Below are 25,275 nucleotides of genomic sequence, written 5' to 3'. Positions count from 1 at the left end.
CAAGAGCGCCAAATCAACGCAATATCTTGCCCTCATTCACGTTTTCAGCGGCCCATGAAAGTCACCGCCCTCTTTTTTCTCGTCCTTGCCTCGCTCGCCCGCGCTGCTGACAAACCCCTCCTCGCTCTGCCGGGTGAAGTCATCTATGAAAGCAAGCTAGACACTGCTCCCGCCGCTCCTTGGAAGGCCGCTAAAGGCCAATGGGAACTCAAGGATGGCGTCCTGCGTGGCTCGGAACTGGAAGCTGACAAACATGGAGCCGTTACCCGCTTGCCTAACAAATTAAATGACTTTGTCATCGAATACGAATTCAAGTTCGAAGGTGCCCGCACCACCAGCCTTTCCATCAATGCCGTGAAAGACCACATGGCCCGCATCAGCATCACCCCCAAAAGCGTCACCGTGCAGCGTGATGACAACGACCACGCGGGTCCAGACAAAGCCGTCATCTTCGCACGCTTCCCGGCCGAACTAACCCCCGGCATCTGGCACAAAGTGCGCCTGGAGATGGTGGGAGACACCCTGTTGGGGCAGGTGGATGACCTCACCGCCTGGGGCAGCAGCGAGCTCTTCAAATCCGAAAAAGCCAATCCTGGCTTCACCGTTGGCGGCCAGTCTGTGGACTTTCGCAACCTCACCCTCCGCACCGCTACCCTCAATCCCGAATGGGAAAGTGTGAAAGCCTCCCTCCCTCAGCCTGGTGAAAAAATCGCTCCTGCACCCGCTCGCAAAGGCGCGGGCAAAGGTAAAGCTGCCGCCAAAAAGAAAAAAGCCGAGTGATTCTCTGCTCCTAAGCCACTCTCAAGAATGCAGTTACCAGGGCCCAGATCGTGAGTGGCATCCATGAAGTTTTCCGCAGCAATGTTTCCCAAGCCGCCCTCAGCGCCCTCTCCCCACAGATCATGATTGAGACAAACGAATCTAATAGGGAGGGGCGCATTGGCGTTGCGGCTAGCTATGTGATCTCATGTCAACAGCCAGTTAGGGTTTCAATGTGACCTGACCGGAAAGGACCTGGGTGAGGGTAGCGGACGGCGAGGCTTCACTGGGGAGCTGTTGGATGAGCTGGAAGCCGACTCCTTTCAACCCCTCACCGGTCCAAATGGCGATGCCTTCAAACTTAACGGACTGTTTGATGAGAGCCGGTTTGCCACCAGGCAGAGGGTTGGGGTTCTCGAGGTTGAAGCTGCCTTTGAAAACACCGGTCTTTTCCGCCAGGGTTAAGGTGACCTTGCTGGGATTTGTGGTGCTCAGGGGCACGGTGGATTTGTTTTTAGCGTCGATGCTCACTTCAATGTCCAGAACTTCAGGGGATGCCACAAGGGCCTCTAGGCCGCCTTCTAGGAAGCTCAGGGTGACGTTGCTACCTGCTGCCTGATTTAGGAAGACGAGCGGCGAGATTGGGGCTGTGTATTCGCCACCGATGGCCGCCAGCGTGAGGATGCCAGGGAAGCCTGAGCGATAGACGCGATGTTTGTCTGAGGGGGTGGCAGGACGGTTCCACGTGACTGTCCCCGCGAGGTTAGGCCTGTTGATGTCCAAGCTTCCAGCGATCGAGCCTTTTTCCACGGTTTTATAAAGCGTCTTCAACAGGGCAATCTCTCCCTGCGGGCCTGCAAAGCCTGCGAAGGTCAGCGCTTCGCCGTCGGAGAGTTTGCCTACGATGGCCAGCTTGCCATCGGGCTTCACCGTGAAGGAGCCATAGCTGCTCCCCTGAGGAATGCTGGCCACGCCCAGGGATGTCTCGGGAATCTCAAGGGCAAAAGTATGGTAAGCCCCCAGTTCTGCGGGCGCAGGGCGGGTCTTCGTCCACACATTGCGCCAGCCGGTGAAAGAGGTGGTGGAAGATCCATCCGTGATCTGGCCAGTGGAGATGCGGTTGTTAGGCGCGTCAAAGGTCAGGCTGAGATCCAGGCTCGGTAGGGCCTTACGCAAGACAGTTTGCTGGAGGGTCTGCGTGCTGGCCGTCTCGCCAAGAGCGGGTGTCACCAGAAGTGCACCTTTCAGTGCTAATACCGTGCTGCCAAGCGTCAGCTTGCCCGTGTAGGCACCTGTTTTGGTCACCGTCAGTTCCAGCAGTCCGCCGAGGTTGTTGTTGAGGTCGAGGTTGCGACCAATCGGGCCTGCAAAGCTGCCGATGACATTGTCAGGCAGTGCCTGGACGATGAGACGTCCTTCCGCCGTGGACTTGCCTTTGGAGTTCGTTGCCGTCAGCTTCACGAGGTAGCCCAGGGGATCTTTGGAAACCGCCGTCGGGCGGCCCGTAATACGGCCTGTTTTAGCATCCAGTTTCAGACCCGGAGGTAAGCCAATGGCGGAGTATGAAAGAGGGGCTTTGGCAGGGTCCGCATCCACCTGAATGGTGTAGGGTGTAAAATCTCCCCCGACGATAGCCGCAGGGAAAATGGGCGGATTCTCCGTGATGACGGGGGCCCCTGAGAATATACTGACACGGTGACCTAAAGTGGTGAGCGTGCCTCCTGGACCGCTAACCACAAGTTGGTAAAGGCCGGAGTCCTCATCTCCCAGGGGTTTACCCAGACTGAGGATGTTTTTGTCCACACCGGTGATTCGTTCCGTGGCTAGGATGGTGACATCGTCTTTTTTCCAGGCATAGGTCAGGCCCACGCCAGCGGCTTTCACGTCTAGCTTCGTGGCTCCCCCGCTTGCTAGAGTCACGGTGCGTGCGGTGGTATCCACCAGGCCCAGCTCCACGCCTGCACTGCTCACTGGGGTCTCACCTGCGGAACTGATCTCCACTCGGTAAGTACCTGCATTTTTGAGTTGGGCGTTGTTAAGACTTAGTTGAGCATTGGTTCCACCAGCGACTTTGGCGGCACCAAAGTACCACTGATACGTCAGCGGTGGACGGCCAATGGCGTTGACTTGAAGAAGCACATTGCTGCCGACAGCACGAAGCTGGTGAGGCGTGAGAGTGATGACCTTCGGAGCATCCCCTGCGACGACCAAAGCCACGGCTTCACTGATGATGGTGCCGACGACATTGGTTACGCGCACGGAGTAGTTGCCTTCGTCCGTCAGCAAAAGATTATTCAAGGTGTAGGTAGGCTGGGCTGCGGCCTCTTCAGTCAGATCCGTGCCGTTTTTGCGCCAGCGATAAGTGAAGGGACCTGTGCCTGCGACTTGGACGCTAAAGGTGACACTGCCACCCAGTAAGCCACCCTGAGGTGTGGGAGGAACGATGAAGGTCACGGGATCGTTAACCGAAAGTGTGGCAGCATTGCTCAGGCGTGTGCCTACCACATTGGTCACCTCGACTTGATAGTCTCCTTGATCTTCTTCCGTCACTGAAAGTACGGTGAGGGTATCCTCCGTTTCGCCAGGAATCACGCTGCCGTTTCTCCACCATCTATAAAAGAATGGACCCGTGCCGCTAACCTGAACGGTGAAGACTGCATCGGCCCCAGGATTTACGGTGACGTTTGCAGGAGGGCTAGCAAAGCCAACGGGGTCATTGACTGTCAAGACGGCTGGCGCACTGGTGGTGGAACCCGCGGGGTTGGTGACTGTCACAGTGTAGTTGCCCTGGGCTGCTTCGCTAGCCGTGAAGGTGTAAGTGGCAGCGGTCGCATTGGGGATCGCGGTGTTGTTGAATTTCCATTGATAGGTATAGGGCTCGAGACCTGTCACCGCTGCACTAGCTGTGACCTCCGTCTCTGGATTCACCGTGTTTGCAGGATTGAATTCAACATCGCCAACCACAGGCGGTTCCGGGCTGATGAAGAGGAGACCGTCTGAGAGGAAGAGGCTGCGGTTCCAGTAAAGACCCACAGGCAGCGGTGGTAACTCCAGGTCTGTGAGGAGCAGTGGATTGAAGCCTGTGCCATTGGCATCTGCATCGGTATTCAGACTGGCCCAATCAGCGAGGTTAAAAACATCGCCCAGGGCAGGGGTGTAGCTTTCCTGTAGCTCGATCCGGATCGTGCTGCCAGCATCCAGCGCGAGGGTGCCTGTGACGGCCAAGTAATCGTGTTGGGTCGGAATGGTGGTGGAAAAAACAGCCACGCTCGCTGGATCCAGCGGATTTACAACCAGCCCGGTCGGTCCTGCAAGACGCAGTACCGCACGTGGGAATCCAGGCTCTGCGGCAGCACCCAGAGTGAGATTGCCACCAAAATGCAGAGTGCCAATGCCGTCACCTGCGGTGTTGACATCTGTTTCCAGTGAGGAAGCCCCGGGGCGGATGCCCGCCACACCGTTGATCAAATAGTTGCCTGTCAGAGTGCCACGCCCGCTGATGATGCGGGGCTCTGTTCCCCCTAAGGTAATGCCGGCGATGACTGCCTGAGCATCCAGTAGGGCACCTTCATCCACCTCGATCCAGCGGGTGCCATTGAGGCGACCAGCGGCCCCTAGGATGATGGATCCTGCGTTGATCTTGACCTTGCCAGTAAAACTATGGGCGGTGTTGAGTGTTAAAGATCCTGTGCCACTTTTCGTTAGGCCGGTGAAGCCTCCGATGGATCCCGTGCCACCGAAGACATAATTCTGTGCTGCGGAAACGACAACGGAAGACGGGGTGAGAACACCGCTCAAATTCACCGTCGTATTCACACTGGTGTCATCGAAGGTGACGGCATCGGACTGGTAGAAAAGCTCCGTCCCAGCATTCCATGAAGCGGGCGTCGTGCGATCCCACAGATTGGAGGTGCCATTGCCAGACCAGACCAAGTTCCCTTGGCTGCCACCGACGTTCAGATTGATCGCGCCGGGAACGGAGCTGTCCAGAGCCACCGTGAAGCGTGTCGGGTTAATGACCGCCAGATTCGCCAAATCTCCCATTAGTGCGCCCGTGTAGTTGATCAGGCGGTAGCTGCCATTCAAAAGGACACCTGTGGAGGCGATTTCAATGCTGCTGGGGCTGGAGAGTACGAGGTCACCACCCACGTTGACTGAATCATGGGAAATAACCTCTTCCGAGGTCTGGGAGGTAATGCCGACCTGAAGCGTGCCACCTTGGAATTGCAAGCTTTGGGAGATGGCGAGCGTCCCTGCAATCACTCCGGTGCCTGGATTTAAAAATGTACCTGATCCCAGGTGAAGGGTGCCCTGAAGGGTGCCAGTACCTCGTAAGGACTGGTTTGCCGCGAGGGTCAATCCTGCGGGAAGATCTGTGACATCCAGACGGCCTTCGGTGGCCAAATCAATATTCAAGCTATTGGTTAGGCTGCCGTTCACGCCGATTTTAAGGGTGCCTTCAGTCACCGTTGTGTTGCCGGTGTAAGTGTTGGCTGAGTCCAGCACCCAAGTGCCAGCTCCTAGTTTCTGGACTGTGAGTGCAAAGGGGCCACCGTTGCTGAGAACACCCGTCACAAAGCCTGAGCCGGGACCGTCTAGCAGCAGTCCGCGAGCACTGGTGGCTGTTGCTGCCGATCGCACTGGGCCTGCCAGGGTGAGACTGCCCGCTGAAACGAGGACACGTGTGTTACCACCGCCACCATTGGTGAGGTCAATGCTACCTTGAATGATGTTGTTGCCAGCCTGGTTAAAAATAGCCCCGGTCGGACCATCACTGCTCGTGTTGAAAAGAATCGTTGGAGCCAGATTGATGTCACCAGCACTGCCGTCGAGGACCAGAGTGGGTCTGCGCGCGGTAGAGATGTCCACCAGCTTCGTGGGGGCTGGGTCACCTTCCGCTGCGGGAGGCAAAGTCTTGCCTAGAGCATGGCTGTTGGTGATTTTCAAAAAGGCACGACGGATGGTGACATTTCCTTCAAAGGTGTTGTCGCCACTCAGGGTCACGACGTAGTCATTGGAGTCTGGAATGGCGTTTGGCAGCGTGATCTGGCCGATGCCAGAAATCTTTTGGGAGATGACGAGCGGTGCTCCACTACGGCGGAAAATGAGGTTGCCATTGTTGATGATTTCACCAGGGGGTAAATTCCCTGTGGGGCCATCATTACCGATCCAGAATGCACCTTGACTGATGGTGGTGGCACCACTGTAATCATTGGCATCGTGAGTGATTTTGACAATGCCAGTCGTGGTTTTCGTGAGCCCCCCTGTGCCTGTGATTTTGCCTGCCAAGATAATCTCTGTGGAGGCTGCGGAATTAACGGTTAGGCCATCGGTGATGTGGATCGTGCTATTGATGGCATTCGTCGTCCCTCCTGTGGCATTGATCGTGCCTAAGTTAGAAAAGATCGGTTTGGTGACAGGAACAGTGCTTTCTTCCAATCCCAGTTGCGCACCTGACTCAATGCGGATTTCACCTGGGCGATCGCCTGCGGTGGTATTGCCGCCTAGAGTCAGGCGGCCGCTGGCTCCAATGATGAAAAGATTCCCCACATGGGTCTCACCAATATTGTGCCACTGAATGACATTGGAGCCCGTTTTGGTGAGATCGTAGCCTGCTGCATTCACGCCCCCTGGGCTTTCACGAATGTCCCAGCGGGCTGAGCCGCCAATAGAGGCTGGTCCGGTCAAAACGAGTTTTTTCAGTCCTACGCCTGCACCACCCGCGCCTGTATTGATGAGAGCTCCAGATTGGGCAATCCCCGATCCACTGATGCGAAGGATTTCATTCTCTGGCAGGAGTTGGCCATTGAGATCGAGTGCGGCACCTTCACTCACCACCGTCGCCCCTGCCGTATCACCCAGGGCATTGGCATTGGCCAGGCGGAGGGTGCCTGCTTGGATGAGGAATTCGCTCGTGAAGTTGCTGTTGCCAGACAGAGTCGTGGTGCCCGCTCCCAGCTTGAGTAGGCTGCCGCTGCCACTGATTGCGCTTCCCAGAGTGTAGGCATCTGGCCGATTTAGCACCAGCGTGCCTTCATTGAGGATGGGGCCGTTGCCCAGGCTGCCTGCCAGAGCTGTGATGCCATCGCCTACTTGAACCGTACCTGCATTGATCGCAGTCGTGCCTGTGAAGGTGCTGGGTGTGGTATTGGTGAAGATGAGGCTGCCTGTTCCATCTTTGGTTAGACTGCCCGAGCCTTCCAGATGGCCTGGACCGCTGAAAGTGTAGGTCTTGTCCGTGTTATTGACCCGGATGGAAGCAGGGGAAAGTTGCCCGCTGAGAGTGAGGGTGGTCGTGCCGCTAGCCGTGTCATCAAAGATCACGGAATCCGTGCTGCTGGCTCCCTGGAGGTAACGTGTGAGAGCACCGCTATTCACTTCGCGCCAGTTGGTGGTGCCCGTGCCAGTGCCATCATTGATGTCCCAGATCGCATTGATCTCACCCGTCCAGCGTGGCAGATCAAAGCCTGTTACATTCAGCAGAATGAGGCCATTGGTAACATCATCTACCAATGAAGCAGTCACTCGTGCAGGCACTTCGGAAAGTTGCAGACCTGCAAAACCCGCGCCGCCAATGCTGCCCGAATAGTCAATCAAAGGAATCTGCCCGATGCTCAATCCGCCTCCCTTCAGCGTCACTCCAACCACACCTGTGACATTGAGGGCAGATGTCTTGAGCACCGGAACAGAGGGGTTTCCAAAGCTGCCTAAATCATAGGCTAGTGCGACACCATTGGTGCTGGAAAGATCGACAGACAAAGCAGCGATGCTCTGTCCTGGCTCAGTGACTCTGAGACCGAGTGTAGCCCCATCTGCCACCACAATGGCGTTTTCGGCAGCATGTGCCGTGGTGAGATCCAACCGTCCCGCATTGATTTGCACAGCACCAGTGAAGGCATTCGCGCCCGACAGGCTCCAGGTACCGAACCCTGTTTTGGTGACACCTAGCGGATCACCACCTGCACCGATGATGCCAGAAATTTCACCTGCGCCCTCACCTTGCAAATGCAGAGTCGTGGCACCTACACTCGTGCCATAGTCCACTGCTCCCTGGAGGTGGACGACACCTGCATCTGAGCGCAATGCATATTCAGTGCCGCCTGTGTTCAGCAGTAGCGGACTGGTGAGGATGTTATTGCCAGAGACATTGACCAGCAAAGGAACATCCGCAGTGGCACGGCCAGCGATGATCAGTCGCTCATCCAAGCTGATGCTGCCACTTAGCTCTAGTTTTCCCGTGGAAAGCCCACCTGCTAAAACTGTGTCCCCAACCGCTGATCCGAGTGAGGTAGCGCGGTTGATCCGGATCGCCCCCTCATCTAGGAAAATGCGGCCATTCCAGGCGGCACTGCTACCATTGAGAATGAGGCTACCTGCGCCTTGTTTGATGAGGTGTCCACCCGGCGTCGTTAGATTACCCAAACCAGAAATCAGGCCACTGATGGTGACATTGTTAGGCCCGGTGATCGTCAGGTTACGCCCGGCAGTGGTAGCCCCGTTACCGATGTCAATGAAGCTGTTCGCCCCAACGGAGATGGTGCTACCTGCGGCCTCCAGCTTGCCAAATGAAAAGAACACACCGCCCGTGGTCGTCAGCGCTAGGTTAGCCGTGGAGTTATTGATGAAAAAGCCCGAGTTCGGCTGGACCGTGCCGGTGCTGGTATCCCCGAGACGGAGCGGGAAAGCTCCCTGAAAGGAATAACCTAGAGTGCCGCTAACGAGAATGCTTTTTGCTGTGGCATCCACATTGACGTTCACCACGCCAGTGCCCGTGCCCGGGAACAGCAGCGCATCTGTATTGGCAGCAGCACCAAAGGTAGGTCGCTGGTCATTGTTCCAGTTGCTGATGTTGTTGAGAGCGTTGTTAGCGTCGCCATCCCAGGTTTTGATGATATCAACTGCCGGAGAGAATAGAGGCAGCCCCAGGCTGAGTAACAGCAGAGGACGGAAGGTGTAAGGGAGTTTCATAACGGTGTGAAGGCCCTCTTCCTGCATGCAGGTGGGAAGGGCTGGGTGCCTTGAAGTGGGATAGAGCCTTCCGTGGAGTGGATCGGCAGCGTTGCTGGTACAGTGACCTCACAACTAAAACATACCTTTATAGTATGGTTTATATTTTCTCCTTTATTCCTCTTTGTCCAGTAGGAATTTAAAAAAGGTGATTTTGTTCTCCTCCTCACAAGCATTGTTCATCAAAAAAACAATGAACGAGTGGGCTGAAACATAAATCCTATTGACTGAGTGGGATATATAATCAAAATAGCTCACATAACCGACCCTAGCTGAGGGAGGATGAACCATCACTCTTGCAGGTTGCCGACTCTCTTGTCCGGAGAGGGGCCTGTGCAGCTCTCAATTTTTTGGAGATCCCTGTGTTCCCATTCCCCCATTCGCCCCGTTTACCTTTTGCCCTTTTGGCCCCCTTGTTTATCGGCGGCGCCCTTTCAGCAGAAGATCCTGAAGCTTCAAGGATTGCTTTCTTTGAAAAGAAGATCCGCCCCATCTTGGTGGAGAACTGCTACACCTGCCACTCGGCTGAGACCAAACCTTCCGGCGGTCTTCGGGTGGATGATCGGCAAGGCCTCTTGTTAGGCGGAAATAGTGGCTCTGCTATCGTGGCAGGGGATCCTGCGGCTAGTTTGTTGCTACAACGCATTCAGCATGCCGATGCCAAAAAAGTCATGCCGAAAGAAGGAGATAAGCTCACGGCAGCTCAGGTCGCAGACCTCAGCACCTGGATTCAGCAGGGAGCAGCGTGGCCCAGAGAGCGCGTGCCTGCCTCACTTACGAGGGCAAAGCCGGAGTTTGAAGCTTTGAAAAAAAGTCATTGGGCTCTTCAACCTCTGAAAAATCCGAAGGCCCCCGCTGTGAAAGATGCTTCATGGGCTGAGACAGAGGTGGACCGTTTCATCGAGGCCAGACTGGAAGAGAAGAATCTGGTGCCTGTGGCCGATGCGGACCGCGTCACATGGATTCGCCGTGTGACCTATGACCTTACAGGTCTGCCACCCACACCTGAAGAAATCTCCACCTTCATCAGTGATACTACGCCTGAGGCAGCGGCTCATCTGGTGGATCGCTTGCTGGAATCTCCTGCCTTTGGTGAACGCTGGGGTCGTCATTGGTTGGACGTGGCGCGCTATGGGGAGTCCACCGGGCCCTCCCGTAACATCCCTTATCCACACGCTTGGAAGTATCGCGACTATGTCATTGATGCAGTGAACCGTGATGTGCCCTTGGACCGCTTCATCCAGGAACAGGTGGCAGGAGATCTGCTGCCTGCTGCCTCAGAAGCAGAACGCAACCGCTTGCTCACAGCTACGGGCTTTTTGGCCTTAGGCGTGAAGGATGTGAACCAGCGCTTCAAAGTACGCTTCATCATGGACAATGTGGATGAGCAGATCGATGCCGTGACTCGTTCTGTGCTAGGGCTCACCGTGAACTGCGCGCGTTGCCACGATCATAAGTTCGATCCCATCCCCATGGCTGACTACTATGCCCTAGCCGGCATCTTCACCAGCACGGACAATGCCGCAGGTGTGCGTAACAAAATGGGTGGGGGAGGCCTGGATTATTATGATCCGGTCAATCTCATCCGCCTAGCTTCCAAAATCGCACCGCCACCAGAGGCCAAAGTCAAAGAGCTAGAAGCCAAAGTTGCAGAGGCGAAAACGGCCTTTGAAGAAATTCGGGGCACGCCTGAGGGGCTGAAAAAAGATGCCGATGGGCGCCCTGTTCAGCGTGGTTATCGCACCCGCTTTGAGTCCCTGCAGTCAGATCTACTGGAGCTCACAGATCCTGCTGCGCGTGGCCATGCCGTGCATGGTGTGCGTGATGCTCAAGCCATCGCTGATACAGAGATTCGCATCCGGGGTGAGGCTGAGCGACTGGGCCCGACCGTCAAGCGCGGATTTCTCTCCGCTGTGGAAGTCCCCGGCAGCCCGAAAATCAATCCTTCACAGAGTGGTCGCCTAGAACTCGCCCAGTGGCTCACCAGTGCGCAAAATCCCCTCACCGCGCGTGTCGCCGTTAATCGTGTTTGGCAGCACCTCTTCGGCGATGGTCTTGTCACCACCGTGGACAATTTTGGTTTGAATGGGGATAAACCATCACATCCTGAGCTGTTGGACTTCCTCGCCCAGCAATTCATTCGGGAGGGTTGGTCCACAAAAAAATTAGTCCGCTCCCTGGCTCTTAGCCGTGCTTATCGGTTGGGCAGCGAGGCACCGAAAAATCACCATGAGGTGGACCCTGCCAATCGTCTCGTCTGGAGGCATTCACCTCGGCGTCTTTCCGCTGAGGAAATGCGCGATTCCATCCTGGCTGCGTCAGGTCGCCTGAAATCCCGCCCCGAAATTTTCGCTGTCACTAAGCTGCGCATGGTGGAGATGCGTGACAATGGCCCCGAAGCCGCTGGCATCCATACCGCAGCTGACCAGGGCCTCCAGCGCAGCGTTTACCTGCCTTTGTTGCGAGTTGTCATCCCCAAATCTCTGGAGGCTTTTGATCCGGTGGAGCAAACCCTCGTCTCCGGACAGCGCAGCACGACCACCGTCCCCACTCAAGCCCTCTACCTGATGAATTCCTCCTTCGTTCGCCAGCAGTCTCTGGCCCTGGCCGAGCGTTTGCTCTCACAAAAAGCAGAGTCCGTCCAGGCCAGAATCCGTCAAGCCTATCTCTTGACTCTGGGGCGCGAACCTAGCACTTCGGAGATCACTCGTGCGGAGGCTTTCTTGTTGGAGTACGCAGATGCCTACACTCCCACAGCGGCTCCAGCGCTGGTGGCTAAGGCAGAATCCGCTCCTGAAATAGCAGCGACTGAAACCACCGCCGTCATCACGCCTGCGAACTCCGATGATGTGGACCGCACAGAGGCCAAAGTGACGGAGACCATCGTGGAGCCGACCACCGCAGAAGCTGCTGCCTGGATGAGCTTCACCCAAGCTCTTTATGCCTCGGCCGAATTCCGCTTTGTCCGCTAATTTTTTTATTTCTACCGCTCATGTCTGTCGATCATCCCTCTCGCTTTTCTCGCCGCCTGGCGTTGCAAACAACGGCCGCTGGATTTGGCTACATGGCCTTCAATGGTCTGCTGGCAGCGGAGGCCATTCGCAATGGCACTCCCCTGAAACCCCTAGCCCCCCGGGACTCTCATTTCCCAGCCAAGGCCAAGCGTATTATTTTTGTCTTCATGGAAGGATCCATGTCCCAGCATGACACCTTTGAATACAAGCCCGAGCTCTTTAAAAACAATGGCAAGCCAGGCCCCGGCGGCGGCACTCTCACCGCTTCCAAATTTAAATTTAGCCAGCACGGCCAGACAGGGACCTGGTTCTCAGAGTTGCTGCCGAGCATCGCGAAACATTCAGATAAACTCTGCTGGCTGCGCGGCCTCCACACGGATACTCCTGCACATCCGCAAGCCGTGGTGCAGCTCCATACAGGCAGTGCCAATGCGGCTCTCACTCGTCCTAGCATGGGGGCTTGGTTACTTTATGGACTGGGCACGCCCAATCAGGACCTTCCTGGCTATATCACCATCAATCCGCCGCCTAATTTTGGTGGAGCTGTGAACTACGGCAGCGCCTTTTTGCCTGCCCACTATCAGGGCACCCGCATCACGGATCAGGGGCATCTGCCCAATCTCAAGCCTGCCTCCGCCGTGCCTTTGCAGCGCAAGCAGTTAGACCTCATTCAGTCCATGAACCGAGATTTTGCAGGTAGCCCGGGCGCGCCTGATCCTGTCGAGGCCATCATTGATTCTTACGAACTTGGTTTCCGCATGCAGGGGAAAGTGGCTGAGCTACTGGACATCTCCAAGGAGCCCAAAAAAGTTCAAGACGCTTATGGTGTGAATGACCCAGGGCCCAAGGCCGCCTTTGCCCGCCAGTGCCTCATGGCGCGGCGTCTCAGTGAGGCAGGCGTGCGTTTTGTGGAAATCTGCCAAGGCGGCTGGGACCACCATAACAATCTCCACAAAGGTCTCCTTGACCGCACGAATTCTGTAGATCAGCCGACTGCGGCTCTGCTCACAGATCTGGAGGAGCGTGGCCTTCTGGAGGATACCCTTGTGCTCTTCGGCTCTGAGTTCGGTCGTCTGCCCACCGCTCAGGGCGTGGATGGTCGGGATCATAACATCACGGGTTATTCCATGTTCTTGGCCGGGGCAGGGGTAAAAAAAGGCTATAGCTACGGGGGAACTGATGAATTGGGTATCAAGGCTGTAGAAGGCCGCATGCACATCAATGATCTGCACGCTACGCTCCTGGCTCTCATGGGTTTAGATCATGAGCGCCTCACGCATCGCTATGCTGGCCGCGACTTCCGCCTCACAGATGTGGCGGGTGAGGTGGCGAAAGACATTTTTGCCTGACCCGTGGTTGGGCCGGTCTGACGGGCGGCGCAGATTGGGATGTTGGGCAAAAAATAAAAAGCCCGCTCAATGGCGGTCTCTTATCCTCTGATGGATGAGAGGCCGTTTTTTTTACTCTTCGGCGGCATTGGGGCGAGTGCTCATACAGCCCGAGAGAGATAAAAAGCGCTCAACTTTCATCGAATCAAAAAAAATGAAATTGTTAATTCCTATTGGACAAGGGTGAATATCTGTCCATTTAATCCCTACTCGTTAAGAGTGAATTCTGTGAGGCGGCAAAGCCAGCAGAGCAGGCTGACCTATTGGGAAAGCCACCGATTTTTTGAATAACGCCCGATCCTAAATAGGAAGGGTGAGTTCTTGTCTCTGGAAAGTCATTTCCATTCACGGCCTGATGACCCTGGCGAAGGGAGTTTGGAGCCAACCCTCAAACCTGCTGTTCGGCCACCCCATACGGAGCCGGCGGCCCTACTCCAAACGCTCACACATGAAACTTCAAAGAACTAAACTGCTCACGCTCAGTGCCATGGCATTGCTGGTGATGCAGTCGGCTGTGGCCGCACCGGTGACCACGCCGTCGGATGGTGATATTTTCCTTGGCTTTCGGGCCAGTGATGGTCAGGGGTCAGGGGTCTCTCTCATCGTCAATGTCGGCAGTGACACGCCCCTTCGGACAGCCTCTCCAGGAACCACTGTAAATTTAGGTTCGGTCGGAGCTGATTTGTCGGCCACCTTTGGCAGCGGTTGGCATTCCCGGAGTGATTTTTACTGGGGTTTTTTTGGGGCGCGGAATGTGATCAATCCGCCTGTTTATGCTTCAAGGGCTCAGGTCCCGGTAGGTTTCCCCGCGCCGTCTTTCAATGTCTTGGCGACGAATGCGCGCACTTCCACCAAGAGCCAGATTGTCAGTGTCATCACGGCTTATCAGGGACTGCAGGCCACGGCAAATAACCCTGCTGCGGCGGTTCAAACCAACACTTCCGTCGCGGGCAGTTATCACTTCCAAATCACGGGCGGTACCACCAGTTTTGGTACGCTGAGCCAGTGGACGGATATTGAGGGAAACTTTGGAAACGGTGCGGCAGGCACGGCGCTGGATTTCTTCCGTTTCTCGAACACCCAGGCGACGGGCGATGTCGTCAGCCGCCTAGGCACGTTTCAGATCACTTCCACGGGTGAGGTTACTTTCCGCAGAGCCCTTCCAGACGGCGTCGCGGGCATCAGGCTGGCCCAGACGGAATACAGCGTGGATGAGGACGCTGGGTTCGTGACCCTAACACTCAACCGCACCGATGCAGTTTCTTCAGATGTCTCCGTGACCGTGAATACGGCGAACGGCACAGCCCTAGCCGGAACGGATTACACCGCGCTCAGCAATTTTGGGGTTACTTTCGCTGCCGGTGAGATCACCAAGACAGTGAACATCCCCATCACAGATGTCTCGGGGATCGCGGCCTCACGCGGGTTTACCGTCACCCTTTCGGCACCTTCCAGTGGCAGCCAATTAACGGGGCTGACCTCGGCCGCGGTGACCATCAACGACACCGATAGCGAAGTGCAGTTCTTTTCTGCGACACTGGCTCTTTTCGCCCTGAATGCCTCTAACATCCCCAATACTGCGGAGGTCCAGGTGGTCCGCGCAGGTTTCCTTGGAGATGCCGTTTCCGTTCAGGTTTCCATTACAGGTGGCAGCCTCAATGGCAGTCACTACACCTTCGCAGGCCCAGTCACGCTGAACTTCGCGGCGGATGAAGCCTCCAAAACACTGAGCATTCCGCTGAATGCCATCTCCGCAACCGCTCTCCCCGGCACCATCGTGCTGACGCTGACCAATGCGCAGAGCACATCTCTGGGCAGCGCGGCCTCCACCACGGTGACCGTCAATGCGAACCCTGGGCAGATCGCCTTCACTAGCCCCACTTTCCAGGCCCTTACCACAGCGACTTCAGTCGCAGTGACCTTACAGCGCCAGAACGGCAGTGCGGGCGCGGTCACTGTCACGGTGAATGCCTCCAGCGAAACTCTGACCAACGGCACCGCTTACAGCTACACAAACCCAACGGTGGTGACCTTTGCCGATGGCCAGACAGAAGCCGTAACCACGGTGGGAATTTTGGGAAATGCCACTCCTGGAAACATCCTGCTGACTCTTAGCAATCCGACGGGACAGGCCACTCTGGGCGTTCAGTCCAGCACGACGCTCTCTCTGGCCAGTCCTCCAAGCGATCCGGGGGTGCTTTCGTTCGCGACAAACCGAGGCTCCGTGTTCGAAGAGGCAGGTCAAATTGTCATTCCCATCACTCGCACCAATGGCAGTGCAGGTGCAGTCAGTGTGACCGTCAGCACCGTGCCTGGCAGTGCTGTGACTCCTGGCGATTTCACGGCCCTGACGACGGTGGTCAATTTTGTCGATGGCCAAACCACCGCCTCGGCCACCGTGACGATCAATGCGGATGCCGTCAAAAACGAGCCGAATGAGTTCTTTACCGTCATTCTCACCAATCCTGTCGGTGCCACCTTAGGCACAGTCATTTCCTTTGAAGTGCAGATCCTCGATCTCGATGCCGTCTTGCCTACAGTCACCATCACGGAACCGAAAGCCAACGCTAAAGTCACAGCCAATGAGGAGGATGAAGTCGTCGTCAAAGGCGGGGCCAAGGATAACAAAGGTGTCGCCAAGGTGGAGGTGAAGATCAATGATGGCGAGTTCTCTGAGGCCGAGCTAACGATCGGGGCGAAAGGCGTCATCACCTACGAGCTGGTCGTTCCGGTCGCTCGAGGAACGAATATTCTGACGGTCCGCAGCACGGACTATCGCGGCAACGTGTCCAAAAATGTCACGCAGTCCTTCATCTATGATGATCCCTATCCTGCCATTGCGGGTGTTTACACCGGGCTGGTAACGGCGGCTGAAGGCACCACTGCCAGCAACAGCACAGAGGGGCTGATCACGGTTACGGTTGCAGCGAAGGGAACCTTCTCTGGCAAGCTGGCCATTGACGGATTGAGCCTGGCTTTCTCCGGCAGCATCCACTCCAGCGGTGAAGGCCGGTTCGGCACCGCGCTCGCCTCCACGGCCTCCCTGGTCCGCAAGGGCAAGACACCGCTGACGTTGGCGCTCGACTTTGATCTCTCGGCAATCGGCAATAGCAACCAAGTTACAGGTTCTGTTCAAGACGGTAGTCTCGTCTCCGAATGGGTGGCTGACCGCTCTCTCTACACCAACAAGAAAAATCCGGTGCTGCCCCTCGTGAATCCAGCGCCGTCCCTTGTGGCGACCTACACAGTCTTGTTCAAGGCTTCCACACCTGGAAATCCGAATCCTGAAGCCAGTGGCTTCCCGCAGGGAGATGGCTGGGGCACCGTGGTGGTCAGCAATGCAGGCGTGGCCAAGGTGACGGGCTCCCTGGCAGATGGTTCGGCAATCACGTTTTCCGCACCGCTTTCTCTCACGAACCGCCTGCCCTTTTACGTGCAGCTTTACACCAAGCGGGGTTCCATCTCTGGCCCGGTGAAGTTTGACAACCTCGCCCAGACAGACCTGGATGGTGAAGATCTCTTCTGGTTCCGCCCTGTGGACGCTAAGAGCAAAGTCTATTCAAACGGCTGGCCAGCCGGTATCACCACGGATCTCATCGGCTCCAAGTTTGTCAAAGCCCTCAAGACAGACACGACGAGTATCCTAGGCTTCATTGGAAATGGGTCGCTTAGCTTCACGCAAGGCACCTTGGACCAACCAGTGAATAAAGGCTTCAGCATCACAGCAGCCAACAAGGTGACCAACGTGCCAGCGGATAAGACATTCACACTTCTTGTGGCCGGGACCACCGGCATTTTCTCCGGCACCTTCACGGCACCAGCACCTCAGAAAAAGCCCGCCTACAAAGGGGTGATCCTTCAGAAGAGCGGCGAGGCCTCTGGCTACTTCCTGAGCACGGCTCTTACCGGCAGCACCAGCCAGAGCGGCAAGGTCACCCTCACCGAAGCCAGCAATTGAGCCCTGAACCCCGTCCACCCGCCCGCAACAACCTAACTCATTTTATGAAAACACTTAAATCACTCGCCTTTAGTGCTCTGGTTCTGGCAGCCCTGCCAGCCGATGCCCAGACGGTCATTCGCATCACTGCCTCCAATGGTGACCGCACCGCGACACAGAACGCCATCTTCAATCTGCTCAAGCCAGACTCCAGCAGGACGTATCGTGGCAATGGCGTTAATGGTTTTGGCACTCAAAGCCAGGCAGCGGCCTCCAACTTTGGTGTCTGGAGAGGATACTTTCCCGCCAATGCCGAATCAATCCCTGCCAATGAAGTGATCATCAAGGTTTCCTTCTCAGGTGCCCTGGCTGGCATCGCCGCTGTGGCGGGTAACATTGATCAAAGATATGTGGCTTCCAATGGACTGGCGACAGATGCGCCTGAAGGCGGATCTCTGCCAAACCCGCTCACCAGCCAGAATCCTGCGGAGTATGAAATCGCCAAAGCCGACTTTGGTTTTTCGACGAACTTTCAATCCACCTCTCCTTTCAACGGCAGCTTCCAGAACGTGACCTACAGTCCTGTGATTGAAGAGATCGTTGGCATCTCACCGTTGGGATTTTACGCCAGTCCGGGCTTTCCCGGCACGCCAGCGAATCCCCGCCCAGGTTATGTGCCAAACATCACTTCGGCTCTGGCACGCCAGCTTTATGAAACGGGCTCAGTAAGACTGGCCCAGTTTACTGGAGACTGGATCAATGACCGGAACAAGATTGTCTATGCGATTGGTCGCAACACAGATGCTGGGCAGCGTTTCGGTGCCTACCTGGAAATCGGCTTCAGCACCAGCAGTCAGGTCAATGTATGGTTCCCCACCTTCTCCACTCCTCAGACCACGGCCAGCGGCATTAGTTATGGCGGTATCGTCGGCAGCCACGAACTGTGGCCTGTCAATACCCAGCCAGGTACCTTTGCCGTGCCTGTCGGCAGTGGTGGCTACAATTCCGGCGCTAACCTAGCGGCGGTGCTGACCACTACTCTGGGCGCCAACGCTTACAAAGGCCGCTATTTTAATACAGACAGCCAGCAGTTCGAAGAACTCTACCCCGAGGCTACTGAGGGTTACTACATCGGTTATGTGACCCCTGGTGATGCCAACAACCGCGTGCTTGGTGCCAGCGGTGTGGTGCCGCTGGCCAATCGCGGTGTGTCCCTGAACTACAATGGTGTCCCCCTCACAACGGACAATGTGAAAACCGGCACTTACACGGCGTGGCTTTACAACCGAATCCTCAAGCCTCAAGTCGGCCTGGAAGGCACCAAACTGACCTTTGCGGATGCTTTGCGTGATCAGGTGGCCACGGTGGATGCACCTTCAGGCGGTGGCCTTTTCAATGATTCAACCGTCCAGGTCGAGCGCTTCACCGATGGTGGTCTCGTGGTGCCCAAATAAGCCGCCGCATTCTTTGCTGCTCCTTTCCATGAGCAGCCCTCCCGACAACGACCCACACCCCGTGTGAATGGAAACATTCACACGGGCTTCCTCTTCCGGCCCTGCCGGAAATCTAGGTGACCCAACGAAAAAGGAACCTTTCCAATGACGAATCGAGCTCTCTCCACGACCCCATTTCCCTTCCTTCTCCTGTGGGGATATTGGGTTTTGGCTATCTTCGGGGCATGGAGTTTTGCCTCCGGTCAGGCCAGCAGTTCAGCCGAGCCTGAAGGCGCAGAGCAAGATACCGCGCGCACCCTTTACGTGCAGGAATACCGGGTAGTCGGCGCTCAAAAGCTGGATCGCCGTGCCGTCGAAAAAGCAGTGTATCCCTACCTAGGCCCAGAGCGGACGCCTGAAGATGTGGACCAGGCACGGGCTGCGCTGGAGAAGGCCTATCGCGACCAGGGCTACCAAACCGTTTCCGTATTGATTCCCCAGCAGAAGGTCAAAAAAGGGGTGATTATCCTCGAAGTTGTCGAAGCAACTGTCGGTCGCCTGCGTGTGCATGGCTCACGTTATTACGACATTGAGCGCCTGAAAAAGAAGGCACCCTCACTTGCCGAAGGCACGGTGCCTAACTTTAAAGATGTTAGCCGGGACATCGTGGCGCTGAACCGCCAACCTGGTCTTCGTGTCACCCCGGCCCTGCGGGCAGGCCTTATCCCTGGCACGGTGGACATTGACCTGAATGTCGAAGACGAACGGCCCTTTCATGGCAGCCTGGAGGTGAATAACTTCTATGCGCAGAACACCTCTCCTTGGCGGCTGAGTGGCAGCCTGAGCTACAACAATCTCTGGCAACTCGGCCACATCATCGGGGCCAGCTTTCAAATAGCCCCAGAGCGGCTGGATGATTCAGAGGTTTACTCTGGTTATTATGTGGCCCCCATTCCGGGGTGGGATGACTGGACACTGACGCTCCAGGGCTCCGTTCAAAACAGCCTCGTCGCGGCCCAGACCGATGCGACCTCCATCGGCATCGGAGATGTCATCGGCTTTCGGCTGAATGCGAACTTGCCGCAGGGAGACGGCTTTGTGCACAGCGTCAGCTTTGGCCTGGACCGCAAGAGCTTCGCCAGCTCCCTCATCATCGCGGACATCCCTTTTGATCCGCCCATCACTTACTATCCCATCAGCCTGGAATACTCTGCCAACTGGCTGGAGAAAAAGCACAGTACCAGCTTCAATGGGGGCTTCCATTTTTCCCTGCCTGGGACCGCTAATGAGGAAGACTTTGCCAACAAACGCTTCAATGCGGACGCCGGCTTCTTTTACTTCCGGGGTGACCTGTCTCACACGCATGATCTTGCTGGTGGCCTTCAGGCCTTTGGTAAATTGCAGGGCCAATACAGCCCCGTGCCCTTGATCGTGAATGAGCAGTTCAGCGCCGGTGGCGTCGGCACCGTGCGGGGTTACTTGCAGCCCGCAGTGGTCAGTGACAACGGCGCCGCAGCCACCTTCGAACTGCGCAGCCCGTCTCTCTTGAAGGCCCAAGACGAAGGCAAAAACGAATGGCGCTTTCATGTCTTTCTGGATGCTGGCTACCTGACAGTGAACGATCCGCTGCCAGAACAAACATCCCATTTCTCTCTGGCCAGTGCTGGGGCCGGAACACGCTTCCGTGTGTTCGACCACTTTTCAGGCTCCCTGGATGCGGGCATTCCGTTGATCCAGCAGGGCGTCACCGACGTCGGTGAAGTGCTCTTCAGCATCCGCTTCATGGCGGACTTCTAAATTTCAAATTCACATCCCGCATGCGCCGCGTCCTCACGTTTATCCTCGCCTTTGTCATCCTCGCTCCATTTGCCAATGCCGCCTCCTGGTGGAAACCGGAGTGGACACTGCGCAAGAAGATCACTGTCAACACCGCCAGCACTGGCAGTGCCATCACTGCACCTGTAGGAGCCGCCGCCGTGCTGGTGAGGTTGCACGAGGGCAACTTTCAGTTTCTCTCTGCGAAGGAGGACGGTAGCGACATCCGCTTTCTGGCGGAAGATGATAAAACACCGCTGGTGCATCACATCGAACGCTATGATAGCCTGCTCAATGAAGCCTATGTGTGGGTGAAGGTGCCGGAAGTAAAGCCCGGCGCTGAGACCCACTTTTGGCTCTACTATGGCAACCAGGGAGATGACCCGAGTGCAGCGGATGTGAAGGGCACCTATGATGCTGAAACCACCCTGGTTTATCACTTCGCGGAAAGCACTGGTTCACCCGTGGACTCCTCGCCCGCTGGGCAGAAGGCGGAAGGCAGTGCCGTGCCGCTGGGCGGGGCTTTGATCGGCGGTGGTCTGCGTCTCACCGGGGAGAGTGTCATCACCGTCGCTGCGGCCCCTTCGCTGGAATGGAGCGCGGGTTCTTCCATCACCTGGTCTGCCTGGATCAAGCCACTGGCCCTCCAGCCAGATGCCGTGTTGTTCAGTCGCCGCGATGGTGCAGCCGCTTTCATCATCGGGGAGAACAATGGCGTGCCGTATGTCGAGCTCAGCAGCGCGGCAGGCACACAGCGCAGTGCGGCGGCGGAGCCTCTCACGCCGAATGTGTGGCGGCATCTGGCCGTCGTCAGCAGCGGCAGCACGACCACCCTGTATCTGGATGGCAAGTCTTACGCCACTCTGGCGGTGGGAGTGCCAGCTCTGAAGGGAACCGCATTGCTGGGGAAAGACAGCACAGGAAGCCCGAACGGCTTTACCGGGGAGCTGGACGAGCTCCAGATTTCTAAAGTGGCACGACCTGCCGCGCAGCTTCAGTTTGCCTCCACCAACCAGGGAACTGGGGCGGAGGCTAGCAAACTGCTGGTCACCGGAGAGGACGAAGTTTCCGGCGGCGGTGCTGGTCACAGCGAGATGCTCGAGCACGTGATGCTGTTTGGCGACATTGCTAAAAACATGATGTTCGACGGCTGGATCGCCATCGGCGTATGCGTGCTTATGATCATTGCTGGTTGGGGGGTGGCTATCCGAAAGTTCACCTACCTCAACAGCATCCAAAAGGGCAGTGAGGCCTTCATCAAACTGTGGAACCAGATTTCCTCTGATTTGACCGTGCTGGATCATGACGATCCAGAGAGTGTAAAAAATCTCGGCGGCAATGTGGATAAAAAGACGCTGACGCACTTGAAGCGCTCGCCCATATATCACCTGTATCACATTGGGTCGGATGAGATCCACCATCGCCTCGGTGCCGGAAAGGACAAGTCGAAAGGGCTTTCCGCTCGATCCATTCAGGCCATTCGTGCAGCCCTGGAGTCAGGCCTCGTGCGGGAAAACCAGCGGATGAATAAAGGATTGATTTTCCTAACCATCAGTATTGCGGGCGGCCCTTATGTTGGCCTATTGGGCACGGTGGTCGGGGTGATGATCACCTTTGCCATCATCGCGAAGAGTGGGGAAGTGGATGTCAACTCCATCGCCCCCGGCATCGCCAGCGCATTGCTTGCCACTGTGGCGGGTTTGGTCGTCGCGATTCCAGCGCTGTTCATCTACAGCTACCTCAGCTCCCGGATCAAAGACCTCATCGTCTCCATGCAGGTCTTTAATGACGAATTCGTCGCCAAGATGGCCGAGTTCTACCCCACGCCTGGAGACACGGGCGGCAGTGGGTCTGCGTCAGGTCATTAACCCTCCTGCCACCCATGCAATCCGACTCCAAAAGCTACGACGACATCAACGTCACTCCCATGGTGGACCTCTATCTGGTCCTCCTGCTCATCTTCATCATCATGACGACGGCTGGTGTGCAGGGGGTCAAGGTGAATCTGCCCAAGGGCAGTGCTTCCGCCCCGGTGCTGAGCGCGCCGAAAAGCCAGGCCATCACCATCAACAACGAGGGCAAAATTTTTCTCAACACCATCCCGGTCTCGCTGGGTGAGTTGCAAACGAAACTGGAGGCCCACAAGGCGGCGAATCCAGAGTTCCCTGTGATCATCCGTGGTGACAGCACCACCCAGTATCAGAGCATCATGGAGGTGCTGAATGTCGTCGGTGCCCTGGGCATCTCCCAGGTCGGTCTGGCGACCCAGGCTGCGAAAAAATAACGACCGAACCCCAGCATCATCATGAGCCGGAACAACATCGAAGAAGACGAAGACGAACGTGGTTTTTTCCAGCGCCATCGGCTGCTTTTGATCCTGGGCACGGGAGGCCTGCTGGCCGCAGCTTGGATCTTGCCGGAGATGCTAGGGGAAGGGCCGTCCAAACCCGCCCGCACTCAGGAGTTTTCAATGGTGCGCATTTCGCCCCCACCGCCTCCGCCCCCACCTCCGCCACCCCCGCCCCCAGAGAAGCCGGAGGAACGTGAACCGCCGAAAGAAGAAATGATTGTCCAGGAAGAGGTGAAAGAGGATGAACCTCCCCCGCAGGAAACACCGCCGGACGAGCCCCCTGCAGGCCCGGACCTATCCACGGGCATTGTGGGTGATGGCCCTGGCGATGGCTTTGGTCTCGGCGGGCCTGGGGGCACTGGACGTGGCGGCAGCGGTCTTGGTGGTTCCGGCCGCAGAGGGGACGGCAGCAAGTACGGCTGGTATGCCGCCCAGGTGCAGACCCGCATCGCCGAAGCACTTCGCAGCAATCGCAAGACCAGCCGTGCCGAGGCCCGGATCGAGGTACGCATCTGGCCTGACGATACTGGGCGCATCACCCGTGCCAGCCTGGCCCGCTCCACGGGTGACCGTGCCTTGGATGAAGCCATCGAAAACGAGGTCCTCACCGGTCTGCGCCTGACTCAGCCCCCGCCAGCGGACATGCCCCGCCCCATCGTGCTTCGCCTTACCGCACGCCGACCTAACTGAATGTTTGCTTTTTGACAGCGATGAAAAATAACTCCCGGTTCTTCCTCCACCGACTGACCCTGCTCGCAGGCCTGGCCTCCTGGCCGCTGCTGGCCCAGGACGCCACGCCCACCCCGGACTCGCCGCCGTCCATTGATGAACTGTTGCCGCTGCCGGTCGAGGAACCTGGGGAGCAGCCGGCTGCGCAGGCGCCGCTCGCACCTGCTGCCCAGCCTCGGGTGCAGCTTTCGGAAAGCTTTGCCATCAACCTGGTGAACCGCCTCGTCGAACGTGGGGTGCTGACCCAGGCCGATGCCCAGGACATGATCAACCTCGCTAAGGCGGATGCGGCCGCTGCTGCGCAAGAGAGGGAGGCGCTTTTCACCGCTGCACAAACGGCCGCCGAGGCACCGCCCGCCTCGGATGATGAAGTGCGGGTGACCTACATCCCTGAGGTGGTGAAGGATGAAATGCGCAGCCAGATCAAAACCGAACTGCTGCGGGAGGCTGAGACTAAAAAATGGCTGACTCCTCAGTATGAGCTTCCGCATTGGGTATCCACCTTTCACCCTCACGCCGAGTTCCGCGTGCGCTATGAGAGCATCACCTTTCCTGGTGGGAACTCCAATACTGGGGCCTTCCCGAACTTCAATGCCATCAACACCGGTCCTGCCTATGATGAAACCGGCGTGCTCTTCGCCCCGCAGCTTAATACGGATCAGGATCGTCAACGCGCGCGCTTGTTGCTGAGATTTGGGGCCGAGCTGGATCTGGACGACAACTTTACGCTCGGTATTCGCCTGGGCACTGGTGACACCAACAGTCCGGTTTCAGGTAACCAAAGTTTTGGTTATGCCAACCAAACCCCAGGCGGTGCCGCCCAGCAGCAGGGTGGGCAGTTTTCCAAATACGCCATCTGGCTGGACCGAGCCTTTCTGCGCTGGGAGCCAGTGGAGAGCATCTCCATCTCCGTGGGCCGTTTTGACAATCCTTTCTTCAGTACCACCGCTATTTATTCAGACGATCTCGGTTTCGACGGCCTGGTTTTATCCGCCCATCATGAAGTCTATGAGGGCATCGAGCCGTTCTTGGTCATCGGCACCTTCCCCATCTTTAATTCAGACCTGCATGTCGCCTCCAATCAACCCGCGAAGTTTGAGAGCAAGGACAAGTGGCTCAATGCCGCCCAGATCGGAGTGGACTGGAAGATCAGCAAAGACTGGAACCTGAAGCTGGCCACCGCTTACTACGATTTCAGAAACGTCGAAGGTGAGCTTTCCAGCCCCTACATTCCACGCAATATCGAAGATCCGGGCGACACTGATCACACCCGTCCCACCTTTGCCCAGAAGGGTAACACCTACCGCCGCTTGCGCCGCATCATTGCAGATGCCACGAACAACAACGGCACGATCAACCAGTTCCAATATTACGGCCTGGCCACACCGTTCAGGGTGCATTCCATCACGGGTCGTCTGGACTACAATGGTTATGAGCCAGTTCAGGTCTCACTCCTGGGAGAATACCTGCGAAACACCGCCTTTGATGCTGCTGGATTGGAGGAATTTGCCGTCAATAACCGTGGCGGTGGCGGCGCGTTTGATGGAGGCGACACCGCTTATTATTTCAACCTGCGGGTGGGCAAACCGTTGATGGAAAAACGTGGTGATTGGAATGCCTACATCGGCTACCGCCATGTGGAGTCAGATGCCGTGATTGATGGCTTCAACGACCAGGACTTCGGCGGTGGCGGCACGAACATGAAGGGCTACACCCTCGGTGCGGCCATCGCACTGTCTCAGCGGGTGCAAATTGGACTGCGTTATTTCAGCGCCAGCCAGATCGCTGGACCGCAGTTTAAAAGCGACATCATCCAGTTGGACCTCAGCGCCAAATTTTAGTC

Annotated in this window: 11 protein-coding genes; 10 read left to right on the top strand and 1 reads right to left on the bottom strand. The window is 56.8% G+C overall.

Annotated features, from left to right (window positions below; all coding sequences use genetic code 11):
* The first annotated feature begins 54 nt into the window (after positions 1–54).
* Complete coding sequence (locus tag HNQ64_RS00340) at positions 55–780, top strand: LamG domain-containing protein (RefSeq protein ID WP_184204300.1); 726 nt, start codon at positions 55–57, stop codon at positions 778–780.
* Positions 781–981: 201 nt separating this feature from the next.
* On the opposite strand, the gene HNQ64_RS00335 is transcribed toward HNQ64_RS00340, so the two are convergent.
* On the bottom strand, positions 982–8,727 hold the full coding sequence (locus tag HNQ64_RS00335) for an immunoglobulin domain-containing protein (RefSeq protein ID WP_184204299.1): 7,746 nt from the start codon (positions 8,725–8,727) through the stop codon (positions 982–984).
* Positions 8,728–9,170: 443 nt separating this feature from the next.
* Between HNQ64_RS00335 and HNQ64_RS00330 the strand changes: the two genes are divergently transcribed.
* The 9 genes from HNQ64_RS00330 (at position 9,171) to HNQ64_RS00290 (ending at position 25,273) form a co-directional block, all read left to right on the top strand.
* Positions 9,171–11,738: a PSD1 and planctomycete cytochrome C domain-containing protein gene (locus HNQ64_RS00330; protein WP_246430899.1), complete on the top strand. Its 2,568-nt coding sequence runs from the start codon at positions 9,171–9,173 to the stop codon at positions 11,736–11,738.
* 20 nt (positions 11,739–11,758) lie between these two features.
* Positions 11,759–13,129 carry a DUF1501 domain-containing protein gene (locus HNQ64_RS00325; RefSeq protein WP_184204298.1) on the top strand — a complete coding sequence of 457 codons (1,371 nt, stop codon included), beginning with the start codon at positions 11,759–11,761 and terminating at the stop codon, positions 13,127–13,129.
* A gap of 487 nt (positions 13,130–13,616) precedes the next feature.
* Positions 13,617–17,126: a Calx-beta domain-containing protein gene (locus HNQ64_RS00320; protein ID WP_184204297.1), complete on the top strand. Its 3,510-nt coding sequence runs from the start codon at positions 13,617–13,619 to the stop codon at positions 17,124–17,126.
* A gap of 44 nt (positions 17,127–17,170) precedes the next feature.
* Positions 17,171–18,559: a hypothetical protein gene (locus HNQ64_RS00315; RefSeq protein WP_184204296.1), complete on the top strand. Its 1,389-nt coding sequence runs from the start codon at positions 17,171–17,173 to the stop codon at positions 18,557–18,559.
* 144 nt (positions 18,560–18,703) lie between these two features.
* The gene (locus tag HNQ64_RS00310; protein WP_184204295.1) at positions 18,704–20,335 is read left to right on the top strand and encodes a ShlB/FhaC/HecB family hemolysin secretion/activation protein; all 1,632 of its coding nucleotides are present in this window, start codon (positions 18,704–18,706) and stop codon (positions 20,333–20,335) included.
* Positions 20,336–20,355: 20 nt separating this feature from the next.
* A complete protein-coding gene (locus tag HNQ64_RS00305) occupies positions 20,356–22,221 on the top strand; it encodes a DUF2341 domain-containing protein (protein ID WP_184204294.1) in 1,866 nt (621 codons plus the stop codon).
* A gap of 14 nt (positions 22,222–22,235) precedes the next feature.
* Positions 22,236–22,637 carry an ExbD/TolR family protein gene (locus HNQ64_RS00300; protein WP_184204293.1) on the top strand — a complete coding sequence of 134 codons (402 nt, stop codon included), beginning with the start codon at positions 22,236–22,238 and terminating at the stop codon, positions 22,635–22,637.
* 21 nt (positions 22,638–22,658) lie between these two features.
* On the top strand, positions 22,659–23,393 hold the full coding sequence (locus tag HNQ64_RS00295; protein ID WP_184204292.1) for a TonB C-terminal domain-containing protein: 735 nt from the start codon (positions 22,659–22,661) through the stop codon (positions 23,391–23,393).
* A 20-nt stretch (positions 23,394–23,413) separates the two neighbouring features.
* Positions 23,414–25,273 carry a putative porin gene (locus HNQ64_RS00290; protein WP_184204291.1) on the top strand — a complete coding sequence of 620 codons (1,860 nt, stop codon included), beginning with the start codon at positions 23,414–23,416 and terminating at the stop codon, positions 25,271–25,273.
* Positions 25,274–25,275: the final 2 nt, after the last annotated feature.

This window comes from Prosthecobacter dejongeii (assembly GCF_014203045.1).
Taxonomy (GTDB): domain Bacteria; phylum Verrucomicrobiota; class Verrucomicrobiia; order Verrucomicrobiales; family Verrucomicrobiaceae; genus Prosthecobacter; species Prosthecobacter dejongeii.
Note: the sequence above shows the minus strand (reverse complement) of the source record. Positions and strands in the feature narration are given on the sequence as shown.

Bases quoted from the DNA above. Each gene is read 5' to 3' on its own strand.
- HNQ64_RS00340 (WP_184204300.1), top strand. From the start codon at position 55: ATGAAAGTCACCGCCCTCTTTTTTCTCGTCCTTGCCTCGCTCGCCCGC.
- HNQ64_RS00335 (WP_184204299.1), bottom strand. From the start codon at position 8,727: ATGAAACTCCCTTACACCTTCCGTCCTCTGCTGTTACTCAGCCTGGGG.
- HNQ64_RS00325 (WP_184204298.1), top strand. From the start codon at position 11,759: ATGTCTGTCGATCATCCCTCTCGCTTTTCTCGCCGCCTGGCGTTGCAA.
- HNQ64_RS00320 (WP_184204297.1), top strand. From the start codon at position 13,617: ATGAAACTTCAAAGAACTAAACTGCTCACGCTCAGTGCCATGGCATTG.
- HNQ64_RS00315 (WP_184204296.1), top strand. From the start codon at position 17,171: ATGAAAACACTTAAATCACTCGCCTTTAGTGCTCTGGTTCTGGCAGCC.
- HNQ64_RS00310 (WP_184204295.1), top strand. From the start codon at position 18,704: ATGACGAATCGAGCTCTCTCCACGACCCCATTTCCCTTCCTTCTCCTG.
- HNQ64_RS00305 (WP_184204294.1), top strand. From the start codon at position 20,356: ATGCGCCGCGTCCTCACGTTTATCCTCGCCTTTGTCATCCTCGCTCCA.
- HNQ64_RS00300 (WP_184204293.1), top strand. From the start codon at position 22,236: ATGCAATCCGACTCCAAAAGCTACGACGACATCAACGTCACTCCCATG.
- HNQ64_RS00295 (WP_184204292.1), top strand. From the start codon at position 22,659: ATGAGCCGGAACAACATCGAAGAAGACGAAGACGAACGTGGTTTTTTC.
- HNQ64_RS00290 (WP_184204291.1), top strand. From the start codon at position 23,414: ATGAAAAATAACTCCCGGTTCTTCCTCCACCGACTGACCCTGCTCGCA.